An 18,552-nucleotide genomic window follows, 5' to 3' on the forward strand; every position below is an offset into this window, starting at 1 on the left:
CTGGTGGTCCTGGCCCCGCTGCCTCAGGAGTGCAGCAGGGGCTTGCCGAGCCGCCCGGGCGGCGCCGCGCCGGCGGCGGCGCCCGCCTCGTACAGCGCCATGAAGTGCTCGGGCGCCATCGGCCGCCCCCAAAGCCAACCCTGGATCTCGTGGCAGCCGATGCCGCGCGCCTGTTCCAGCTCGGATTCCGTCTCCACCCCCTCGGCCACCAGCCGCAGGCCGAGCGCCTTGGCCATGGCGCCGATGGCCTGCAGGAACACCACCCCCGCCGCGTCGCGCGCCGCGTCGCGGATGAACACGCGGTCGATCTTCAGCTCGTCGATCGGCAGGTGGCGCAGGCGCGAGAGGGAGGAATAGCCGGTCCCGAAATCGTCGATGGCGACGCTGCAACCCTGCTGCTGGAGGTTGCGCAGATTCTCGTCCAGCAGGCCGGGGCCGCCGATCAGCGCGCTTTCCGTCAGCTCGATGCCAAGACGGTCGCCGGGGACGCCCTGCCGCGCCAGCCGGGCGGTGAGCAGGGTGGCCAGGTTCTGGCGGGCGAGCTGGGTGGGTGGGAAGTTCATCGACATGCGCTGCCCCGCCGGCAGGCGGGACAGCAGCGGCATCACCTGCTCGAAGACGAACTCGGTGAGCGGCTGGATCAGCCCGGTTTCCTCGGCCAGGGCGATGAAGTCGCCGGGCGGGATCAGCCGGCCATCCTCGCGCCGCCAGCGCACCAGCGCCTCGCCGCCGGTCAGGCGCCGCTGGCAGGCGGTGAAGCGCGGCTGGATCTCGATGAACAGCCCGCCCTGGTCCAGCGCCCGGCGCAGCCCCTGCGCGGTGGAGAAGCGCCGCGCCGCGGTGGCCCGCATGGCGCCGGCGAAGCAACGCACGCTGCCCGGAGCCCGCCGCTTGGCGTCCAGCAGGGCGATCTCGGCGGCTTCCAGCAGGCCCTCGGCCCGCGTGTCGTCCTGCGGCGCTGTGGCGATGCCGATGGTCACGGGCAGCAGGCGGAAGCCGCTTTCCGGCAGCCCCTCCGGCGCCGCGCCTTCCACCGAGACGGCGATCCGCCCGGCCAGGATCTGCGCCGCCTCCGGTTCCGGGGTGTCGCGCAGCAGCACCGCGAAGCGGTCGGCGCCGAAGCGGGCGAGCAGGCTGTCATGCGGCAGCACGCAGGCGATGCGCCGCGCCGCGGCCCGCAGCACGCGGTCGCCGGCGACGAAGCCGATCGTGTTGTTGAGGGCGCTGAAATCGACGAGGTCCACCAGCAGCAGGCTGGGCCGCGCCTCCGGCCGGTCGAGCTGGAGCGCCAGCTCCTCCTTCAGCCGGCGCTGGTTCGGCAGGCCGGTCAGCTCGTCGTTGAAGGCGAGGCGCTCGATGCGCTGCTGCGCCTGGTGGATGGCGGTGTTGTCGCGGATGACGCCGATATGGTGCGGCGCCCCGTCCAGCTCGACCTGGCTCAAGCGGAGATGGATGCGCAGCATCCGCCTGTCACGGTGCCGCACGAAGCCCTCATGCTCCATCTCCCCCTGATGCGGCGGGCCGAGATGGCGGTGCAGGTAGGGATCGTGCGCATGCTCGCCGCGCTCCTGCGGGGCGGAAAGGTGGCGGATGTGGCGGCCATGCAGCGCCTCCGCCTCCCATCCCAGGATCTCCGAAACCATGTGGTTGGCATAGACGATGTAGCCTGCCGCATCGGCCAGCAGGACGCCCTCGGCGATGTGGTCCACCACCGCCCGGAAGCGCTGCTCGCTCTCGGAGACGCGCAGCAGCGCCTCCTGCACCTCGGTGATGTCGCGGCCGATGGCGTGGATCTCGACCAGCCTGCCCTCGGCGTCGAAGGCGGCGATGTCGGTCCAGCGGCGCCAGCCGGGCCGGGAGCCGGCGGCGCGCGCGCGCAACGTGTAGCTGCGGACCGGCTCGGCGGCGGTGAGCAGGGCGCGCTGGCGCAGCAGCTCCGGGCGCGCATCCGGGTCCATCAGCTCCAGCGCCGGGATGCCGATCAGCCGTTGCGGCGCGCAGCCCGCCGCGCGGGCAAAGGCGGCGTTGACGAAGGTAAGGGTGCTGTCCGGCAGGCAGCGATAGATCAGCGCCTCCTGGGCCGAGACGGTGTCGATCAGCAACTGGCCGCCGGTCTGGTGCGCCATGCGGCGGCGGGCCATCTCGCCCGGGTCGATGCCGTAGCCGACCAGCCACTGGGTCTGCCCCTCGGCTCCGGGCACGGGCACCACGGCGATGTCCCAGTCGCGCGGGCCATTGGCGTGCGGCAGGCAGGCGGCGAGGTCGATGACCGTCCGCCCGTCCCAGGCGCGGCGGAGCTGCACCCCGAGCTGCTCGGCCAGGGGCGCGGGAAGCAGGGCCTCGAGCGGGTGGCCCACGATCTGCTCGGCGGGGCGCGAGGCCGCCTCCAGCAGCGCCGGGTTCACCCGGACGACGCGGAAGCTGCTGGCGTGGCGCTCGGCCACAAAGGCGGGCAGGGGGCAGCGTGCCAGGAACTGTCCGAGAGCACCGAAGGGCATGACAAGGCGGGGCCTGGCTTGACGAGGGGCCGGAAGGGGAGCCAAGGCGGCGATGGGCCCTCGCGACCACCGCCACGCCAGCCTTTTCCGGCCATCAGGGCGCGGCGTTGGAAAAGGCTCCGTTCTCCTATCAATTTGCCGTCAGGGATGGCAAGAGAAGCTTTACCTTCGCCCTTGGCCAGGGCTGGGCGGCGGCGCGGCCGGCGGCCCGGCCCCGCCCCCTGCCGTGCCCTGCTCAGAGCGCCCGGTTGGCGCGCGCCACCACCGCCTCGAACAGCACCTGGCAGCCAGCCTCGGCCTCCTCCGGCAGGATGCTCTCCGCCTCGTTGTGCGAAAGGCCGTCCTTGCAGGGGGTGAAGATCATCGCCGTCGGCACGCTGCGCGCCACATAGACGGCATCGTGCCCGGCGCCCGAGACGATCTCGCGCGTACTGTAGCCGAGCCGCGCGGCGCCCTGGCGGACGAGGTCCACGCAGCCGGCGTCGAAGGGCTGCATGGGGATGCGGAACAGCTCCTTCAGCTCCAGCGCGCAGCCATTGGCCTCGGCCAGCGCCTTCGCCTCGGCGGGGAAGCTCGCCGCCAGCCCCTCGATCTGCGCGTCATCGGGGTGGCGGAACTCGATGGAGAAGCGCACCTCGCCCGGCACCACGTTGCGGCTGTTGGGCAGGACGTGGAGCTGGCCCACCGTGCCGCGCCCGTCCTCGCCGCGCTCGCGCATCAGCGCGTCCACCCGCTCGATCACCCGCGCCGCCGCCACCAGCGCGTCGCGCCGGGCGGAGGGGGGCGTGGTGCCGGCATGGGCGTCCTGGCCGGTGATCACCGCGTCGTACCAGACCTGCGCCTGGGCGCCGGTGACGACGCCGATCTGCCTGCCTTCCCGCTCCAGGATGGGGCCCTGCTCGATGTGCAGCTCGAAATAGGCATCGGCCGGGAAGGGGCGGGCCGGGTGCTCGCCCTTGTAGCCGATGGAGTCGAGCGCCTCGCTCACCGAGACGCCGTCCACGTCCTGCAGCCCGTACACCTTCTCCAGCGAGTAGATGCCGGCCCAGGCGCCGCTGCCCATCAGCGAATGGCCGAAGCGGCTGCCTTCCTCGTCGGTCCAGTTGACCAGCTCGATCGGCGCCTCGGTGGTGATGTTGAGGTCGTGCAGGGTGCGCATCACCTCGAGGCCCGCGATGACGCCGAGCGCGCCGTCGAACTTGCCGCCCGAGGGCTGGCTGTCGAGGTGGCTGCCCATCAGCACCGGCTTGCGGGAAGGGTCGCGCCCCTCGCGGCGGGCGAACATGTTGCCGATGGCATCCACCCGCACCGTCAGGCCCAGCGCCTCGCACCATTCGGTGAAGCGCTGGCGGCCGGCCTTGTCCACCTCGGTCAGCGTGAGGCGCTTCACGCCCCCCTTCGGCGTGGCGCCGATCTCGGCCATGCCCATCAGGCTGTCCCAAAGGCGCCTGGCATCGATCCGCTGGTTGGTGCCCGACATCGGCTGATTCCCATCTGACAAACGGGGCGCATCTTGCCGCCTGCCGGGCACTCTGCAAGCCTGCGCAGCCGGCACCGGACAGAGAGACACCCCATGGCCCACGCCCTTGGCGCCCCAGGCGCCCCCGCCATCCTGCGCAATTCCGATCTCGACGCCGATGCGGTGCGCCAGGCGCGGGTCGATCTCGCCGCCTGCTTCCGCATGGCGGCGCGGCTCGGCCTGCACGAGGGGATCTGCAACCACCTCTCGGCCATGGTGCCGGGGCGGGAGGACCTGTTCCTGGTCAACCCCTATGGTCACGCCTTCTCGGAGATCACCGCCTCCGGCCTGCTGGTCTGCGACTTCCACGGCAACGTCGTGGCCGGGGAGGGCACGCCGGAGGCGACGGCCTTCTTCATCCACGCGCGGCTGCACATGAAGCACCCGCGTGCCCGCGCGGCCTTCCACACCCACATGCCCAACGCCACCGCCCTTTCCATGCTGGAAGGGCCGCCGCTGGTCTGGGCGGGGCAGACGGCGCTGAAGTTCTACGGCCGCACCGCCATCGACGAGGACTATAACGGCCTGGCGCTGGACGAGGCGGAAGGGGACCGCATCGCCGCCGCCATGGGCGAGGCCGACATCGTCTTCATGAAGAACCACGGCGTGATGGTGGTGGGCCCCTCCATCGCCGAGGCGTGGGACGACCTCTACTACCTGGAGCGCGCCTGCGAGGTGCAGCGCCTCGCGCTCTCCACGGGCCGCGTGCTGAAGCCGGTGCCGCACGAGCTGGCGCAGCGCACCTATGAGCAGATGCGCGAGGGCGACCGCGAAAGCGCCCGGCTGCATCTGGAGAGCGTCAAGCGCATCCTGGCGCGGGAGGAACCGGGCTATCTCGCCTGACAACAGCGGGGAGGCGGCCCGGCAGCGCCGCGCCGGCTTCCTCTGCCTCGGCGTCACGGCGCTGGGCTGGGGCTTGACCTGGCCGATCCTGAAGGCCGTCATCGAGGAACTGCCGCCGCTCGCCGCGCGCGGCCTGGGCGGCGCGCTGGCGGCGCTGGGGCTTGGCCTGCTGGCGCTGGCCCTGCGCTGGCCCCTGGCGGTGCCCCGCGGCGAGCGCTGGCCACTGATGGGCTTCGCGCTGCTCAATGTCGGTGCCTGGATGGGCTTCTCCACCCTGGGCCTGCTCTGGCTCGGCGCCGGCGAGGCGGCGCTGGTCGCCTACACCATGCCGGTCTGGGCGGCGATGCTGGCCTGGCCGCTGCTGGGCGAGCGGCCGACCGCGCGCCGTGTCCTGGCGCTGGTGCTGGGCCTGGCCGGCGTGGCGGTGCTGATGGGGGCCGGGGCGGGGCAGGCGGCGGCCGCGGACAAGACGCCCGGCCTGCTGCTGCTGCTGGCCGCGGCGCTGAGCTTCGCGCTGGGCGCCGTGATGAGCAAGAAGCGGCCGCTGGCCATGCACCCCGTGGCCGCCGTGGTCTGGCAGGTGGCGCTGGGCACGGTGCCGATCCTCGGCCTCTCCCTCCTGCTGGAAACGCCGGAATGGGGGCGGGTCGGGGTGCTGGGCTGGGGCGGCGTGCTCTACATGGCGGCGGTGCCGCTCTCGCTCTGCTACCTCACCTGGTTCGGCGCGCTGCGGCGGCTGCCCGCCAACACGGCGGCCATGGGCACGCTGGCGACGCCACTGATCGGGATGCTGGCCAGCACCGCCCTGCTGGGCGAGCCGCTGGGCTGGCGCCAGGCCGTGGCCGTGGCGCTGACCCTGGCGGGGGTGGTGCTGGCGCTGCGCGGATAGCTCGGAAAACCCTTCAGGAACGGCACGCATGTTGCTGTTCCTGAAGCTTTGTCAGAGAGAGGCGAGCAGAAAGAAGCGGCGGAAGGGCAGCAGCACGGTGCCATCCGCCTGGGTCGGGTGGTGGGGCCGCAGCGCCTCGCCATAGGCGGCCAGGAAACCCGGCCTCTCGGCTTCCTCCAGCGCATCCAGATAGGGGCGCAGGCTGCTGCCCATGGCCCACTGCACCACCGGGTCCGGCCCCTTCAGGACATGGACGTATTCGGTGAACCACATCTCCAGGCTCGCCACGCGCGGCCGCAGGAGGTTGTAGTATTCGCCGGCCCCCAGGATGGGCGGCGCCGAGGAGATGCCGCGCAGCCGCCCGGCCCAGGGCTCCTGGCGGGCGAGCCGGTCCTGCAGGGCGCGGAGCGGGGCGTCGTGCATGGCGGGCATCTGCACCGCCAGCGTGCCGCCCGGGGCCAGGGCGCCGAGCAGCCGGGGCAGCAGCGTGGCATGGTCCGGCAGCCAGTGCAGCGCGGCATTGGAGAACAGCACATCCACCGGCTCGGCGGGGGACCAGCCTGCGATGTCGGCCTGCTGCGTGGCGAAGCCGGCCTCGGCGGCGCGGGCCAGCATGGCGGCCGAGCCGTCCACGCCCGAGACGGCGGCGCCGGGAAAGCGGGCGGCCAGCAGAGGCAGGGCATTGCCCGCGCCGCAGCCGAGATCCACCACCTGCACGGCGCCGGGATGGTCGATCCGGGCGATCAGGTCGATGGCCGGCCGCAGGCGCTCGTCGGAGAAGCGGAGATACTGCGCGGGATCCCAGCCTTCGCGGGCGATACTCATGGCAGCGTCCTGTCGAAATGCCGCTTCACCAGCAGCAGGCCATAGCCGATGGCGCCCAGGAACAGCGCCAGGCCAATGTGTTGCGTGGTGATCAGCGGCATGTTGCTGCGCGCGATCAGCAGCCCCATCAGGGCGAGGATGCCCAGCCCGACCAGGCGCATCACGTCACTGAAGGCCATTCCCTAACTCCCCGATCTTCAAGGATATCCCAGCGGATGGTCCGGCGGCGCCCGGCATTCCGCGCCAGGATGGGCGAGGGATGCCGCGCCGCCGGGGCCGTTCGCTTCAGGCGGCGGCCCACCCGCCATCGATGGAAAGCGCCGCGCCGTTGATGCTGCCGCTGTCGGGCCCGCAGACATAGAGCGCCATGCGCGCCACCTCTTCCACCTCCACCCAGCGCTTGCTCGGCTGCTTGGCGAAGAGATGATCGGCCAGCGCCGCCTCCTCGCTGATGCCGTTCTTCTCGGCGATCGGGCGGACCTGCTTCTCGGCCAGCGGCGTGCGGACGAAGCCCGGGCAGATGGCGTTGCAGGTGACGCCGCTGCGGGCGATCTCCAGCGCCACGGTCTTGGTCATGCCCACCACCCCGTGCTTGGCCGCCACATAGGCCACCTTCTCGGGCGAGGCGACGAGGCCGTGGATGGAGGCGATGTTGACGATCCGCCCCCAGTTGCGCGCCTTCATTCCCGGCAGCAGCGCCTTGATGGTGTGGAAGTTGGCCGACAGGTTGATGGCGATGATGGCGTTCCACTTGTCGTCCGGGAACTCCTCCACCGGGCTGGTGAACTGGATGCCGGCATTGTTCACCAGGATGTCCACCTGGCCCAGCGCCTTCTCGGCCTCGGCGCACATGGCGCGGAGCTGGGCGGGGTCGGACAGGTCGGCGGCCGAGTGCTCGGGCTCCGGGCCGTTGCCGGCCTTGGCCACGGCGCGCCGGGCGGCGGCGATGTCCTCGGGGCTGCCGAAGCCGTTCAGCATGACGCGCGCGCCGGCTGCCGCCAGCATCGTGGCGATGCCGAGGCCGATGCCGCTGGTGGAGCCGGTGATCAGGGCGGTGCGCCCGGCGAGGGTCTGTTCCATGCGAGAGGCTTTCCTGTTCCTGTGGCGGGGGTGAACGGCGCGGGCGGCGCCCGGTGGCCAGCCTGGCCCGGTCAGCGCAGCCGCGTGACCAGGCCCGACCAGAAGCGGGCCAGGCTGCCAGCCGGTTGCGGCGTGGAGAAGGCAAGGGCGGCCTGCCGGGCGGCCTCCGCACGGGTGGCGGTGGGCAGCACGGCCTCGGCCAGGGCGGAAAGCGGCAGCTTCCGGCCCATCATCAGCCCGAGCGTGGCCGCGACCTCCGCCGCGCCATGCCCGACGATGCCGGCGCCGAGCAGGCGGCCCGCGCCATCCAGCACCAGCTTGACCTGGCCTTCCGTCTCGCCCTCGGCGATGGCGCGGAGATTGCCGGAGAAGGGCTGCCGGGCCACCCGCACCGCGTGCCCGGCGGCCCGCGCCTCGGCCTCGGTCATGCCGAGCTGCGCCAGCTCCGGGGTGGTGTGGACGATGCGGGGCAGGGCGTCATGCTCCAGCCGCGCGGGCAGGCGGTGCAGCATGCCGCGCGCCACCACCCGCGCATGCAGGGCGGCGGCATGGGCCTGGCCGCGCGGCCCGAGGCCCTCCGGGTCGGCCACGGCGCCGGCGGCCCAGACGCGGCGGTTGCCCGGGCTGCGCAGGTCCCGCCCCACCGCCACGCCGCGCGGCGTGGCCTCGATGCCGGCGGCGGCGAGGTCGAGCGCCGCCAGGCGCGGCGCGTGCCCCATGGCGAAGAACAGGTGCGAGCCCTGCACCAGCGCGCCGCTGTCCAGCCGCAGCGCGACGCCGTCCCCGGCGCGCTCGGCGTCCACCACCTGGGTGTTCTCCAGAACCTCGACCCCATCCCGCCGCAGCGCCTCGCGCACCGGCAGGCGCATTTCGGCGTCCTCGTCCGCCAGGATGTTGGGGCGCAGCTCGATCAGCGTCACGCGGCAGCCGAGGCGGGCATGGGCCTGCGCCATCTCCGCCCCTGTCGCGCCGCCGCCCAGCACCAGCAGGTGGCGCGGCGCCTCCTCCAGATCGAGCAGCGTCTCGCCGGTCAGCCAGGGCAGGTTCACCAGCCCCGGCAGGTCCGGCACCAGCGGCGCGCGGCCAGTGGCGATGACGGCGCGGCGGAAGCCATAGGTGCGGCCGGCGGCCTCGATCCGGTCGGGCGCCACGAAATGCGCGCTGGCCCGCACCACCGTCACGCCCTGGGCCCGCAGCCGCTCCTCCGAGAATTGCGGCGCGGCCTGGGCGATGGCCTGCCGCACATGCGCCCGCACCGCCGGCCAGTCGACCGCGACATCCCGTGCTTCCACGCCCAGCCGGGCACCCCCGCGCAGCGCGGCGGCGCGGCGCGCCGCGGCCAGCAGCGCCTGGGTGGGCACGCAGCCCGTGTTCAGGCACGCCCCGCCCATGCGGTCGCGCTCGAACAGCACCACGCTGCGGCCGAGCGAGGCAGCGATGGCGGCCACCGAAAGGCCGGCGGCGCCGGCGCCGATGATCGCCACGTCATGGTCGGGCATGTCTGTTCTTGCTCCTCAGGCTCGTCAGGTCAGGCTCGTCAGGGGGCGCCGCACCGGGGCTGCTGCGCGAATCCGGCGCGGCGCGCCAGGATGCGTGGCCCGCGGCGTACCGCAAGCGCCCCAGGCCTGGCGAGGGCGGCCCGGCGAAGGTGACGCGGAGCGGCGCGAAACCTCCGGGAAGTGCCGGGAAGCCCCTGGACGGGGGCGGGGGATTGGGTATCGAGGCCATGCGGCGCCACAGATGGGGCCCGCCCCGGCCGGCCGGAAGGGCCGCCAGGAACCGAGAGCGGTTGACGGGACGCGATGCGCCTCCCTATACGTCGCCACCTTCGCCGGCCGCCCCGCGGGACGTCCGGCCTGTGCCGCAGCGGTCCTGGGAAGGGCGGCGCGGATCTGACCCTGACCAGTGGAGTAGCGCGTCGTGAAGCGTACCTATCAGCCCTCGAAGCTCGTCCGGAAGCGCCGGCATGGTTTCCGCGCCCGCATGGAGACGGTGGGCGGCCGCAACGTGCTGGCCAACCGCCGCGCCAAGGGCCGCAAGAAGCTTTCTGCCTGAGCGGCGGCGCACCACGCGCAGCATAGCCCATGGCCTCGCCGCCCCGACTCAAGCGGCGGCGCGAATTCCTTCGCGTCGCCGGCAAGGGTAGCCGCGCCGCAAGGCCGAGCCTGGTGTTGCAGGCCCTGCCGGGAACGGCGGGGCCGCTGCGCGTTGGCTTCACCGCCACCAAGAAGCTGGGCAATGCCGTGGTGCGCAACCGCGCCAAGCGCCGCCTGCGGGAAGCCGCGCGGCTGATGCTGGGCCAGGACGCGCCGGAAGGGTGGAACCTCGTGCTGATCGGGCGCGAGGGCACGGCCGGCCGGCGCTTCGAGCTGCTGCTGGCCGATCTGCGCGGCGCCCTGCGCCAGGCCGGTGTGCTGAAGCCATGAACCGGCTGGCCGGCCACCGCCGCGCCAGCCCGGCCGCCTGGGTGCTGAAGGGCGCGGTGCGCACCTACCAGCTCACCCTGCGGGGCGTGATTGGCAGCCATTGCCGGTTCTACCCGCATTGCAGCGCCTATGCGATCGAGGCGCTGGACACGCACGGCGCGGCGCGCGGCAGCTGGCTTGCCGCGCGGCGCATCCTGCGCTGCCACCCCTGGCACCCGGGCGGCTACGACCCGGTTCCGGCGGCGGCCCTGGATGCAACCGAGCCGGCGCCGGACGCGGCGCCACCCCCATGCCCGCCGCCCCGCGCGGTGGCCCACACCAAGGCCTGACGGCACGGATCCGATGGACCAGAAGCGACTTTTCGCGGCGATTGCGATTTCGATCGGCATCCTGCTCGCCTTCGATCTCTGGAAGCGCGAGACAACGCCGCCTCCCGCCGACGCCCCGGCGGCGGTGACGCAGCAGGCGCCGGCCTCGTCCTCCGCCGTGCCCGTGGCGCCCAGCGCCCCTGGCAGCGTGGACGCGCGGGTGGCCGCCCAGGCCAACCGCCCGGCCCCCGAGCGGCTGAAGGTCGAGAGCCCGCGGCTTGCCGGCAGCTTGCTGCTGCGCGGCGCCCGGCTCGACGACCTGGTGCTGAAGGACTACCGCGAGACGGTGGCCCCTGGCTCGCCGCTGGTGCGCATGTTCGCGCCGCGCGAGGAGCTGCAGCCCTACTTTGCCCAGTGGGGCTGGTCGGCCGCCGATGGCCGCACCCGCGTGCCGGATGGCGAGACGGACTGGACCGCCAGCGGCGGCCCCCTCGGCCCCGACAGCCCGGTGACGCTTTCCTGGGACAACGGCCAGGGCCAGACCTTCCAGATCGTGCTGAGCCTGGACCGGAACTTCATGTTCCAGGCCGAGCAGCGCGTGGTGAACGGCGGCGCCGAGCCGGTCCAGGTGCTGCCCTGGGTGCGCGTGCGCCGCGAGACGACGCCGGCCACCGCCGGCTACTACATCCTGCATGAGGGCTTCGTGGGCGTGCTGAACGGCCGCCTGAACGAGCAGACCTACTCCTCCGCCAAGGACGACGCGACGCGCGGCGTGGCGCTGGAACAGGAGACGACCGGCGGCTGGGCCGGCTTCACCGACAAGTACTGGCTTTCCGCCATCGCGCCGGTGGACACGGCGCAGCCGATGCGCGCCACCTGGCGGCACGTGGCCGAGGCCGGGCAGGACCGCTGGCAGGTCGATTTCTCGACGCCCGCGCCGCTTTCGGTGGCGCCCGGCGCCACGGCGAGCCTCGGCAGCCGCGTCTTCGCCGGCGCCAAGGAAGTGCACCTGCTGGATGCCTACCAGGACAACCTGGGCATCACGAACTTCGACAAGGCGATCGACTTCGGCTGGTTCTACTTCATGACCAAGCCGTTCTTCTACGCGCTGGACTTCCTGTTCCGCCTGTTCGGCAATTTCGGCATCGCCATCCTGGTCTTCACCGTGGCGCTGAAGCTGCTCTTCTTCCCGCTGGCCAACAAGGCCTACAAGTCCATGGCGCGGATGAAGGTGCTCACGCCGAAGATGACGGAGATCCGCGAGCGCTATAAGGACGACCCGGCCAAGGCGCAGCAGGAGATGATGGCGCTGTACCGGACGGAGAAGGTGAACCCCGCCTCCGGCTGCCTGCCCATCCTGATCCAGATCCCGGTGTTCTTCGCGCTCTACAAGGTGCTGTTCGTCACCATCGAGATGCGGCACGCGCCGTTCTTCGGCTGGATCCGCGACCTTTCGGCGCCCGATCCCACCAACCTGTTCAACCTGTTCGGGCTGATCCCGTGGGACCCGCCGGCGATGCTGCACATGCCGGTCTGGGCGATCATCATGGGCATCACGATGTTCGTGCAGCAGAAGCTGAACCCGACGCCGCCGGACCCGATCCAGGCCAAGATCTTCACCTGGATGCCGGTGATCTTCACCTTCATGCTGGCGAGCTTCCCGGCCGGCCTGGTGATCTACTGGTCGTGGAACAACCTGCTCTCGGTGGCCCAGCAGTGGTACATCATGCGGCATGAGCGGGCGGCCCGGCGCCAGGAGAAGGCGCTCTCCAAGACCGCCAAGGCCAAGGGATGAGGCCCGGGCTCCTGGAGGCGCGCGACGAAGAGGAGCGCGCCGCCCTGATCGAGGAGGGGCGGCTGCTGTTCTGCCGCCCCTGCGCGTTCTTCTACGCCTCGCAGCGGCTCGACCAGCTTCCCGAGCCGCGCCTGCCGGAGGTGGCCTTCTGCGGCCGCTCCAACGTGGGCAAGTCCAGCCTGGTGAACGCGCTGACCGGGCAGAACAGCCTGGCGCGCGTGTCCGGCACGCCCGGCCGCACCAAGCAGCTCAACTTCTTCGACCTCGGCGGCCGCCTCGCGCTGGTGGACATGCCGGGCTATGGCTACGCCCAGGCCTCCAAGAGCGTGAAGGAGGACTGGCAGGGGCTGATGTTCGACTACCTGCGCGGCCGGCCCAACCTGCGCCGCGTGGTGCTGCTGCTCGATGCCCGCATCGAGACCAAGGCCTCCGACCGGGCGGCGATGGAGCTGCTGACCGAGGCGGCCGTCACCTTCCAGATCGTGCTGACCAAGGCGGACAGCGCCAAGCCCTACTGGCTGAAGCAGCGCCAGGAGGAGGCGGCGGCGCTGGTGAAGCAGCACACCGCCGCGCACCCGCTGGTCATCACCACCAGCAGCGAGACGGGGCTCGGCATTCCCGAGCTGCGCGCCGAGCTGGCGGCGCTGGCGGAGCCCGCCTGAGGACCGGGGAGCGGGGGCGGGCCGCCGCCCCTTGACCCTCCGGCCGTGCTTCCGTAAGGCGGGCCACCCACGGGACCGGACGAGCCAAGGCCATGACCGAAGAAGCGCGCAGCCAGATGGAACTCCTCGCGGAGGCGCTGCCGCTGCTGAAGCGATATGACGACCAGACCATCGTGGTGAAGTATGGCGGCCACGCCATGGGCGAGACCGCGGCGGCGGACCGCTTCGGCCGCGACATCGCGCTGCTGGAGCAGGTCGGCGTCAACCCGGTGGTGGTGCATGGCGGCGGGCCGCAGATCAACGCCATGCTGAAGCGGCTGAACGTGCAGTCCGAGTTCGTCAACGGCCTGCGCGTGACCGACGCCAATGTGGTGGACGTGGTCGAGATGGTGCTCTCGGGCACCGTCAACAAGCAGGTGGCGGACTGCATCACCCGCGCCGGCGCCATGGCCGTCGGCATCTCCGGCAAGGATGGCGGGCTGATCCGCGCCCGCAAGCTGACCCGCACCTACATCGACCCCGAGAGCAACATCGAGAAGGTGCTCGACCTCGGCTTCGTCGGCGAGCCCGAGCATGTGGACCCGCATGTGCTGGAGCTGCTGATCGGCGCGCAAATCGTGCCCGTGGTGGCACCAGTGGGCGTGGGGGCGGATGGCCAGACCTACAACATCAACGCGGACACGGCGGCCGGCGCCATCGCCGGGGCGCTGAATGCCTCCCGCCTGCTGATGCTGACCGACGTGGCCGGGGTGCTGGACGAGAACAAGAAGCTGATCCCCGAGATGACGGTGGCCGAGGCCCGCGCCGGCATCGCCGCCGGCTGGATCTCGGGCGGCATGATCCCGAAGATCGAGACCTGCATCTACGCCATCGAGAAGGGCGTGAAGGGCGCGGTGATCGTCGATGGCCGCGTGCCGCACGCGGTGCTGATCGAGCTGTTCACCGAGGGCGGCGCCGGCACCCTGATCCGCCCCTGATCGCTCCGCCGGGCCCGCGCCCGGCGCGGCGGCGGCGCCCTGCCCGCGCCGCCGTTGACAGGATGGGAAGGCCCCCCGATACCGGCCGTGACATTCTGCTGATGCGCCGACCGACCGGGGTGACCGACCATGGACCTTGCCGCCACCATTGCCGCGCTCTGGGAGCGCCGCGCCGAGCTTTCCCCCGCCACGAAGGGGGCGGAGCGCGAGGCGATCGAAGCCGCGCTGGCGCTGCTGGATTCCGGCCAGGCGCGCGTGGCCGAGCCGGACGGGCAGGGTGGCTGGCGCGTCAACCAGTGGCTGAAGCAGGCCGTGCTGCTCTCCTTCCGCCTGGAGGACAGCGCGCCGATGGGCGTCGGCATGACCGCCTATGACAAGGTGCCGCTGAAGTTCCAGGGCTGGGGAGACAACCAGTTCCGCGCCGCCGGCTTCCGTGCCGTGCCGGGCGCGGTGGTGCGCCGCTCCGCCTTCATCGGCAAGGGCGTGGTGCTGATGCCCTCCTTCGTCAATCTCGGCGCCTATGTGGACGAGAACACGATGGTGGACACCTGGGCCACCATCGGCTCCTGCGCCCAGATCGGCAAGAACTGCCACATCTCGGGCGGTGCCGGCATCGGCGGCGTGCTGGAGCCGCTGCAGGCCAACCCGGTGGTGATCGGCGACAACTGCTTCGTCGGCGCCCGCTCCGAGGTGGCCGAGGGCGTCATCGTGGGCGAGGGGAGCGTGCTCTCCATGGGCGTGTTCCTGGGCGCTTCCACCAGGATCGTCGACCGTGCCACGGGCGAGGTGTTCATGGGCCATGTGCCGCCCTATTCGGTGGTGGTGCCGGGCAGCCTGCCGGGCAAGCCGCTCCCCGACGGCACGCCGGGCCCCAGCCTCTACTGCGCCGTGATCGTCAAGCGCGTGGACGCGCAGACGCGCAGCAAGACCTCCATCAACGAGCTGCTGCGCGACTGAGCCGCCCCATGGACCCGCTCCCCCTCCTGCAGGACCTGATCTGCTGCCCCAGCGTCACGCCGGCGGAGGGTGGGGCGCTCAGGGTGCTGGAGGCGGTGCTCACGCCGCTGGGCTTCACCTGCACCCGGCTGCGCTTCGGCCCCAAGGAGGGGGAGGAGGGCGAGGCGGTGGAGAACCTCTTCGCCCGCCGCGGCACAGGCGCGCCGCATCTCTGCTTCGCCGGCCACACCGACGTGGTGCCGCCGGGCGACCCCGCGCTCTGGACCGCCGACCCCTTCGGCGCCGAGCTGCGCGGCGGGCTGGTGATGGGCCGGGGCGCCACCGACATGAAGGGCGGCATCGCCGCCTGGATCGCCGCCATCGCCAGCCTGCCGCGCGACCTGCCGGGCAGCCTGTCCCTGCTGATCACCGGGGACGAGGAGGGGCCCGCCACCTACGGCACGGTGAAGGTGCTGGAATGGATGGCGGCGCACGGCCACACGCCGGACATGTGCCTGGTGGGCGAGCCCACCAGCCGCGCCGTGCTGGGCGACACCATCAAGATCGGCCGGCGCGGCAGCATGAACGCCGCCATCACCGTGCAGGGCGTGCAGGGCCACAGCGCCTATCCGCAGCGCGCCGACAACCCGGTCCACCGCCTGGTGCGGGTGCTGCACCGGCTGACGGCGCGGCCGCTGGACGAGGGCAGCGCGTGGTTCGAGCCCTCCACCCTGCAGGTCACCAGCGTCGATGTCGGCAACCCAGCCACCAACGTCATCCCCGGCACGGCACAGGCGCGGCTGAACATCCGCTTCAACGACCATCACAGCAGCGCCTCGCTCACCGCCCTGCTGCACGCGGCCCTGCGTGCCGAGGAGGCGCGCTACCGCCTCGAGGTTTCCTGCTCCGGCGAGAGCTTCCTGACCAAGCCCGGCCCCTTCGTCGCCGCGCTGGCGGCCGCCGTGCGGCGGGAGGCCGGCGTGGAGCCGAAGCTCGACACGGGGGGCGGCACCTCGGATGCGCGCTTCGTCGCCCACTACTGCCCGGTGGCCGAGCTGGGCGCGGTCGGCACCACCATGCACAAGGCGGACGAATCGACGCCGGTCGAGGAGCTGCGCCGCCTGTCCCGCCTCTACGCGGCGGTGATCCGCGCCCAGCTCGGCCTGGAGCCTGCCGCCTGACGCCCGGCCAGCGCCTTGGCGAGATGCTGTGCGGCCTGCGCGGGGCGCTGGAACTGGCGCGTGGCCGCCCCGCGGGCCTGCGCTGGTTCCCCACCACGCCCGAGGGCGCCCTGCGCTCCTTCTGGGCGGCGGCGCTGTGTGTGCCGGTGTTCCTGCTGCTGCGGCTGCTGCTGGAGCCGCTGATGCTGCTGACCCCGCGCGGAGTGGCGGCGGAGGGCATCGGCTATGTCGCGGGCTGGGCCGCCTATGCGCTGGCCTCGCGGCACGTGGCGCGGCTGCTGGGGCGCGGCGGCGACTGGCCGCGCTTCATCGCGGCCTGGAACTGGGCCACGGCGCTGCAATACGGCGCGGTGCTGTTCCTCAGCCTGATTGCCCTGCCCTTGCCGGAGCCGGTGCAGGACCTGCTGAGCCTCGGCATCATCGGCTACACGCTATGGTTGGAGTGGTTCGTGGCGCGGCATGCGCTGCGCCTGCCCGTCCTGCCCGCCGCCTCGTTGGTTTTGCTCGATTTATTCCTGAGCCTCTTCCTGACCAGCGTGATCATGGGGCTTTCGCGCGGCGGATGAAGCCCAGTGGTTGTGCCAGCCCCTCGACAATGCTCGCAGCCGCGCCGGGCTGTGCTATACCGCCCCTGATGAGTCCCGATGGGCGGGAACCGGGCCGGCGGGCCTGTGTTCCGGAAGCGGGGCTTGATGGCGGCGGTGCCCTGGCCGGCAGGGCGGCGGCGCACGGATGGTTTGAGCAGAGGTGATGGGGCGGGCGCCGAGGCGGCGGGAAACGGAGCGGTAAACCCGCTACCGCTATCCTGCCGGCAGGCCCTCCTCATCGGCGCGCGGAGAAAGAGGCGGCATGAGTGCGCGTATCCTGGTCGTTGACGACATCGCCGCCAATCTCCGCCTGCTCGAGGCGCGGCTGAACGCGGAATATTACGAGGTGGCGCTGGCCGCCTCCGGGCCTGAGGCCCTGCGCCGCGCCGAGGACTGGCTGCCGGACGTCATCCTGCTCGACGTGATGATGCCGGGCATGGACGGCTACGAGGTCTGCCGCCGCCTCAAGGCCTGCGCCGTCACGGCGCACATCCCCGTGGTGATGGTGACGGCGCTGGTCGATCCGGCCGAGCGGGTGCGCGGGCTGGAGGCAGGGGCGGACGACTTCCTTTCGAAGCCCGTGGACCATGCCACGCTGTTCGCCCGGCTGCGCGCCCTGCTGCGGGTGAAGCAGGTGCTGGACGCCTTCCGACTGCGCGCCGAGACCGCGAACGACCTGGGCTTCGAGCCGCAGCCCCGGCCGTCGGACGACGTCGCCGGCGCCATGGTGCTGATGACCACGGAGGACATCAACGAGGCGGAACTGATCAGCGAGGTGCTCACCGCATCCGGCGTGACGCTGTGCCAGGCCGCGAACAGCGCGGAGGCGTGGTCGATGCTCGGCCAGGGCAGCTACGACCTGGCGCTGCTCAGCCTTTCGCTGGAGGGCGATTCGGGGCTGCGCCTGGCATCCCGCCTGCGCGCCCAGGCCTCGACGCGCGACCTGCCGGTGATGCTGATCGCCGATGCCGACCAGCGGGCGCAACTCCTGCGGGGCTTCGACCTCGGCGCCAACGACCATGTCTTCCGCCCCGTCGATCCGAACGAGCTGCGGGCGCGGGTGCGCAACCAGGTGCGCCGCAAGCGCTACCAGGAGCGGCTGCGCGCCGACCTCGACCGCTCCCTGGAACTGGCCGTGACCGACAGCCTGACGGGGCTGCGCAACCGCCGCTACATCACCCGCCACCTGGAAGGGCTGCTGCGGAGCGGGCAGGCGGCGCTGCTGCTGCTGGACGTGGACCGCTTCAAGGCGGTCAACGACACCCATGGCCACGCCGCGGGCGACATGGTGCTGAGGGTGGTGGCGCAGCGGATGAAGGAACACCTGCGCGCGGTCGATGTGCTGGCGCGCTTCGGCGGCGAGGAGTTCGTCGTGGCCATGGCCAACGCCACGGAGGAGGAGGCGATGCAGGTGGCCGAGCGGCTGCGCACCGCCGTGGCGGAGGAGGCCGTGCGGCTCGAAGGGGGGATGAGCCTGCGCATCACCGCCAGCATCGGCGTGGCGCTGGCCCGGCCGGGGGAGGGCCTGCAACAGCTGATGGCTGCCGCCGATGCCGCGCTCTACCGCGCCAAGGGCAATGGCCGCGACCGGGTGGAACTGGCCACCGGCGAGGACCGCCGCACCTGCGACATCGGCGCCGCCTGAACGGGGCTTCCCGGACCCGGCTCCGGCGCTATCTTCGCCCAATGGAAAAGGCCGCGTCCCGGGTGGGGAAGCGGCCTTTTTCCTGAACCCTCGGCGGCGTGGCCCCGGGCGGCTGTAGCCCGGGACGCTGCGGGATTACTTGATCTTGGACTCGCGGAACGCGACGTGCTTGCGGGCGACGGGGTCGTACTTCCGCATTTCCATCTTGCCCGTCGTGTTGCGGGTGTTCTTCTTGGTCACATAGAAGTAGCCGGTGTCAGCGGTGCTGACGAGCTTGATCAGGATGGTGTTCGACTTGGCCATGACGATCTTCCGTGGGCGCGGGGCGCACCGCTAGCAGGGGCGCCATCCGCCGGGCGGCACGTGGCCGCGCGCCCGGGT

Annotated in this window: 19 protein-coding genes; 12 read left to right on the forward strand and 7 right to left on the reverse strand. The window is 72.1% G+C overall.

Annotation, left to right across the window (positions count from 1 at the left end; translation table 11 throughout):
* Nucleotides 1-23: 23 nt before the first annotated feature.
* Both CR162_RS00740 and CR162_RS00745 read right to left on the reverse strand, forming a co-directional pair.
* Nucleotides 24-2,498 carry a sensor domain-containing protein gene (locus CR162_RS00740; RefSeq protein ID WP_099093622.1) on the reverse strand — a complete coding sequence of 825 codons (2,475 nt, stop codon included), beginning with the start codon at nucleotides 2,496-2,498 and terminating at the stop codon, nucleotides 24-26.
* Nucleotides 2,499-2,733: 235 nt separating this feature from the next.
* On the reverse strand, nucleotides 2,734-3,978 hold the full coding sequence (locus CR162_RS00745) for a Zn-dependent hydrolase (protein ID WP_099093623.1): 1,245 nt from the start codon (nucleotides 3,976-3,978) through the stop codon (nucleotides 2,734-2,736).
* A 93-nt stretch (nucleotides 3,979-4,071) separates the two neighbouring features.
* On the opposite strand from CR162_RS00745, the gene CR162_RS00750 reads away from it, so the two are divergent.
* Together CR162_RS00750 and CR162_RS00755 are read left to right on the forward strand one after the other, a co-directional pair.
* Nucleotides 4,072-4,860, forward strand: coding sequence for an aldolase (locus tag CR162_RS00750; RefSeq protein ID WP_099093624.1), 789 nt, complete (start codon nucleotides 4,072-4,074; stop codon nucleotides 4,858-4,860).
* A complete protein-coding gene (locus CR162_RS00755) occupies nucleotides 4,763-5,749 on the forward strand; it encodes a DMT family transporter (RefSeq protein ID WP_099093625.1) in 987 nt (328 codons plus the stop codon). Before CR162_RS00750 ends, CR162_RS00755 begins: the two co-directional genes overlap by 98 nt.
* Nucleotides 5,750-5,800: 51 nt before the next feature.
* Here CR162_RS00755 and CR162_RS00760 read toward each other — a convergent pair whose 3' ends face one another.
* From CR162_RS00760 to CR162_RS00775, 4 genes are all read right to left on the reverse strand, one after another.
* Nucleotides 5,801-6,574 carry a methyltransferase domain-containing protein gene (locus CR162_RS00760; RefSeq protein ID WP_099093626.1) on the reverse strand — a complete coding sequence of 258 codons (774 nt, stop codon included), beginning with the start codon at nucleotides 6,572-6,574 and terminating at the stop codon, nucleotides 5,801-5,803.
* A complete protein-coding gene (locus CR162_RS00765) occupies nucleotides 6,571-6,753 on the reverse strand; it encodes a hypothetical protein (protein WP_099093627.1) in 183 nt (60 codons plus the stop codon). Before CR162_RS00765 ends, CR162_RS00760 begins: the two co-directional genes overlap by 4 nt.
* 106 nt (nucleotides 6,754-6,859) lie before the next feature.
* Entirely contained in the window at nucleotides 6,860-7,654 is a 795-nt protein-coding gene (locus tag CR162_RS00770) for a 3-hydroxybutyrate dehydrogenase (protein WP_099093628.1), read from the reverse strand.
* 71 nt (nucleotides 7,655-7,725) lie between these two features.
* Nucleotides 7,726-9,153: a dihydrolipoyl dehydrogenase family protein gene (locus CR162_RS00775; RefSeq protein ID WP_099093629.1), complete on the reverse strand. Its 1,428-nt coding sequence runs from the start codon at nucleotides 9,151-9,153 to the stop codon at nucleotides 7,726-7,728.
* 421 nt (nucleotides 9,154-9,574) lie between these two features.
* Between CR162_RS00775 and rpmH the strand changes: the two genes are divergently transcribed.
* The 10 genes from rpmH (at nucleotide 9,575) to CR162_RS00825 (ending at nucleotide 18,171) form a co-directional block, all read left to right on the forward strand.
* A complete protein-coding gene (gene rpmH, locus CR162_RS00780) occupies nucleotides 9,575-9,709 on the forward strand; it encodes a 50S ribosomal protein L34 (protein ID WP_099093630.1) in 135 nt (44 codons plus the stop codon).
* A gap of 29 nt (nucleotides 9,710-9,738) precedes the next feature.
* Entirely contained in the window at nucleotides 9,739-10,080 is a 342-nt protein-coding gene (rnpA, locus tag CR162_RS00785) for a ribonuclease P protein component (RefSeq protein WP_099093631.1), read from the forward strand.
* Nucleotides 10,077-10,409: a membrane protein insertion efficiency factor YidD gene (gene yidD, locus CR162_RS00790; protein ID WP_099093632.1), complete on the forward strand. Its 333-nt coding sequence runs from the start codon at nucleotides 10,077-10,079 to the stop codon at nucleotides 10,407-10,409. The genes rnpA and yidD overlap by 4 nt, the downstream gene beginning before the upstream one ends.
* Nucleotides 10,410-10,422: 13 nt before the next feature.
* Entirely contained in the window at nucleotides 10,423-12,183 is a 1,761-nt protein-coding gene (gene yidC, locus CR162_RS00795) for a membrane protein insertase YidC (protein WP_099093633.1), read from the forward strand.
* Nucleotides 12,180-12,845, forward strand: coding sequence for a ribosome biogenesis GTP-binding protein YihA/YsxC (gene yihA, locus CR162_RS00800; RefSeq protein WP_099093634.1), 666 nt, complete (start codon nucleotides 12,180-12,182; stop codon nucleotides 12,843-12,845). The genes yidC and yihA overlap by 4 nt, the downstream gene beginning before the upstream one ends.
* 92 nt (nucleotides 12,846-12,937) lie before the next feature.
* Nucleotides 12,938-13,822, forward strand: a complete 885-nt coding sequence (gene argB / locus CR162_RS00805; protein ID WP_099093635.1) for an acetylglutamate kinase — start codon at nucleotides 12,938-12,940, stop codon at nucleotides 13,820-13,822.
* A 129-nt stretch (nucleotides 13,823-13,951) separates the two neighbouring features.
* On the forward strand, nucleotides 13,952-14,779 hold the full coding sequence (gene dapD / locus CR162_RS00810; RefSeq protein WP_099093636.1) for a 2,3,4,5-tetrahydropyridine-2,6-dicarboxylate N-succinyltransferase: 828 nt from the start codon (nucleotides 13,952-13,954) through the stop codon (nucleotides 14,777-14,779).
* Between the two features lie 8 nt (nucleotides 14,780-14,787).
* The gene (gene dapE, locus CR162_RS00815; RefSeq protein WP_099093637.1) at nucleotides 14,788-15,939 is read left to right on the forward strand and encodes a succinyl-diaminopimelate desuccinylase; all 1,152 of its coding nucleotides are present in this window, start codon (nucleotides 14,788-14,790) and stop codon (nucleotides 15,937-15,939) included.
* Nucleotides 15,940-15,962: 23 nt separating this feature from the next.
* Nucleotides 15,963-16,505 carry a hypothetical protein gene (locus CR162_RS00820; protein WP_099093638.1) on the forward strand — a complete coding sequence of 181 codons (543 nt, stop codon included), beginning with the start codon at nucleotides 15,963-15,965 and terminating at the stop codon, nucleotides 16,503-16,505.
* A 283-nt stretch (nucleotides 16,506-16,788) separates the two neighbouring features.
* Nucleotides 16,789-18,171, forward strand: coding sequence for a PleD family two-component system response regulator (locus CR162_RS00825; protein ID WP_099093639.1), 1,383 nt, complete (start codon nucleotides 16,789-16,791; stop codon nucleotides 18,169-18,171).
* A gap of 135 nt (nucleotides 18,172-18,306) precedes the next feature.
* Here the strand turns inward: CR162_RS00825 and rpmG are convergent, their stop codons facing one another.
* Nucleotides 18,307-18,474: a 50S ribosomal protein L33 gene (gene rpmG / locus CR162_RS00830; RefSeq protein ID WP_076955738.1), complete on the reverse strand. Its 168-nt coding sequence runs from the start codon at nucleotides 18,472-18,474 to the stop codon at nucleotides 18,307-18,309.
* Between the last annotated feature and the right edge of the window lie 78 nt (nucleotides 18,475-18,552).

It is taken from the genome of Teichococcus rhizosphaerae (assembly GCF_002631185.1).
Taxonomy (GTDB): domain Bacteria; phylum Pseudomonadota; class Alphaproteobacteria; order Acetobacterales; family Acetobacteraceae; genus Pseudoroseomonas; species Pseudoroseomonas rhizosphaerae.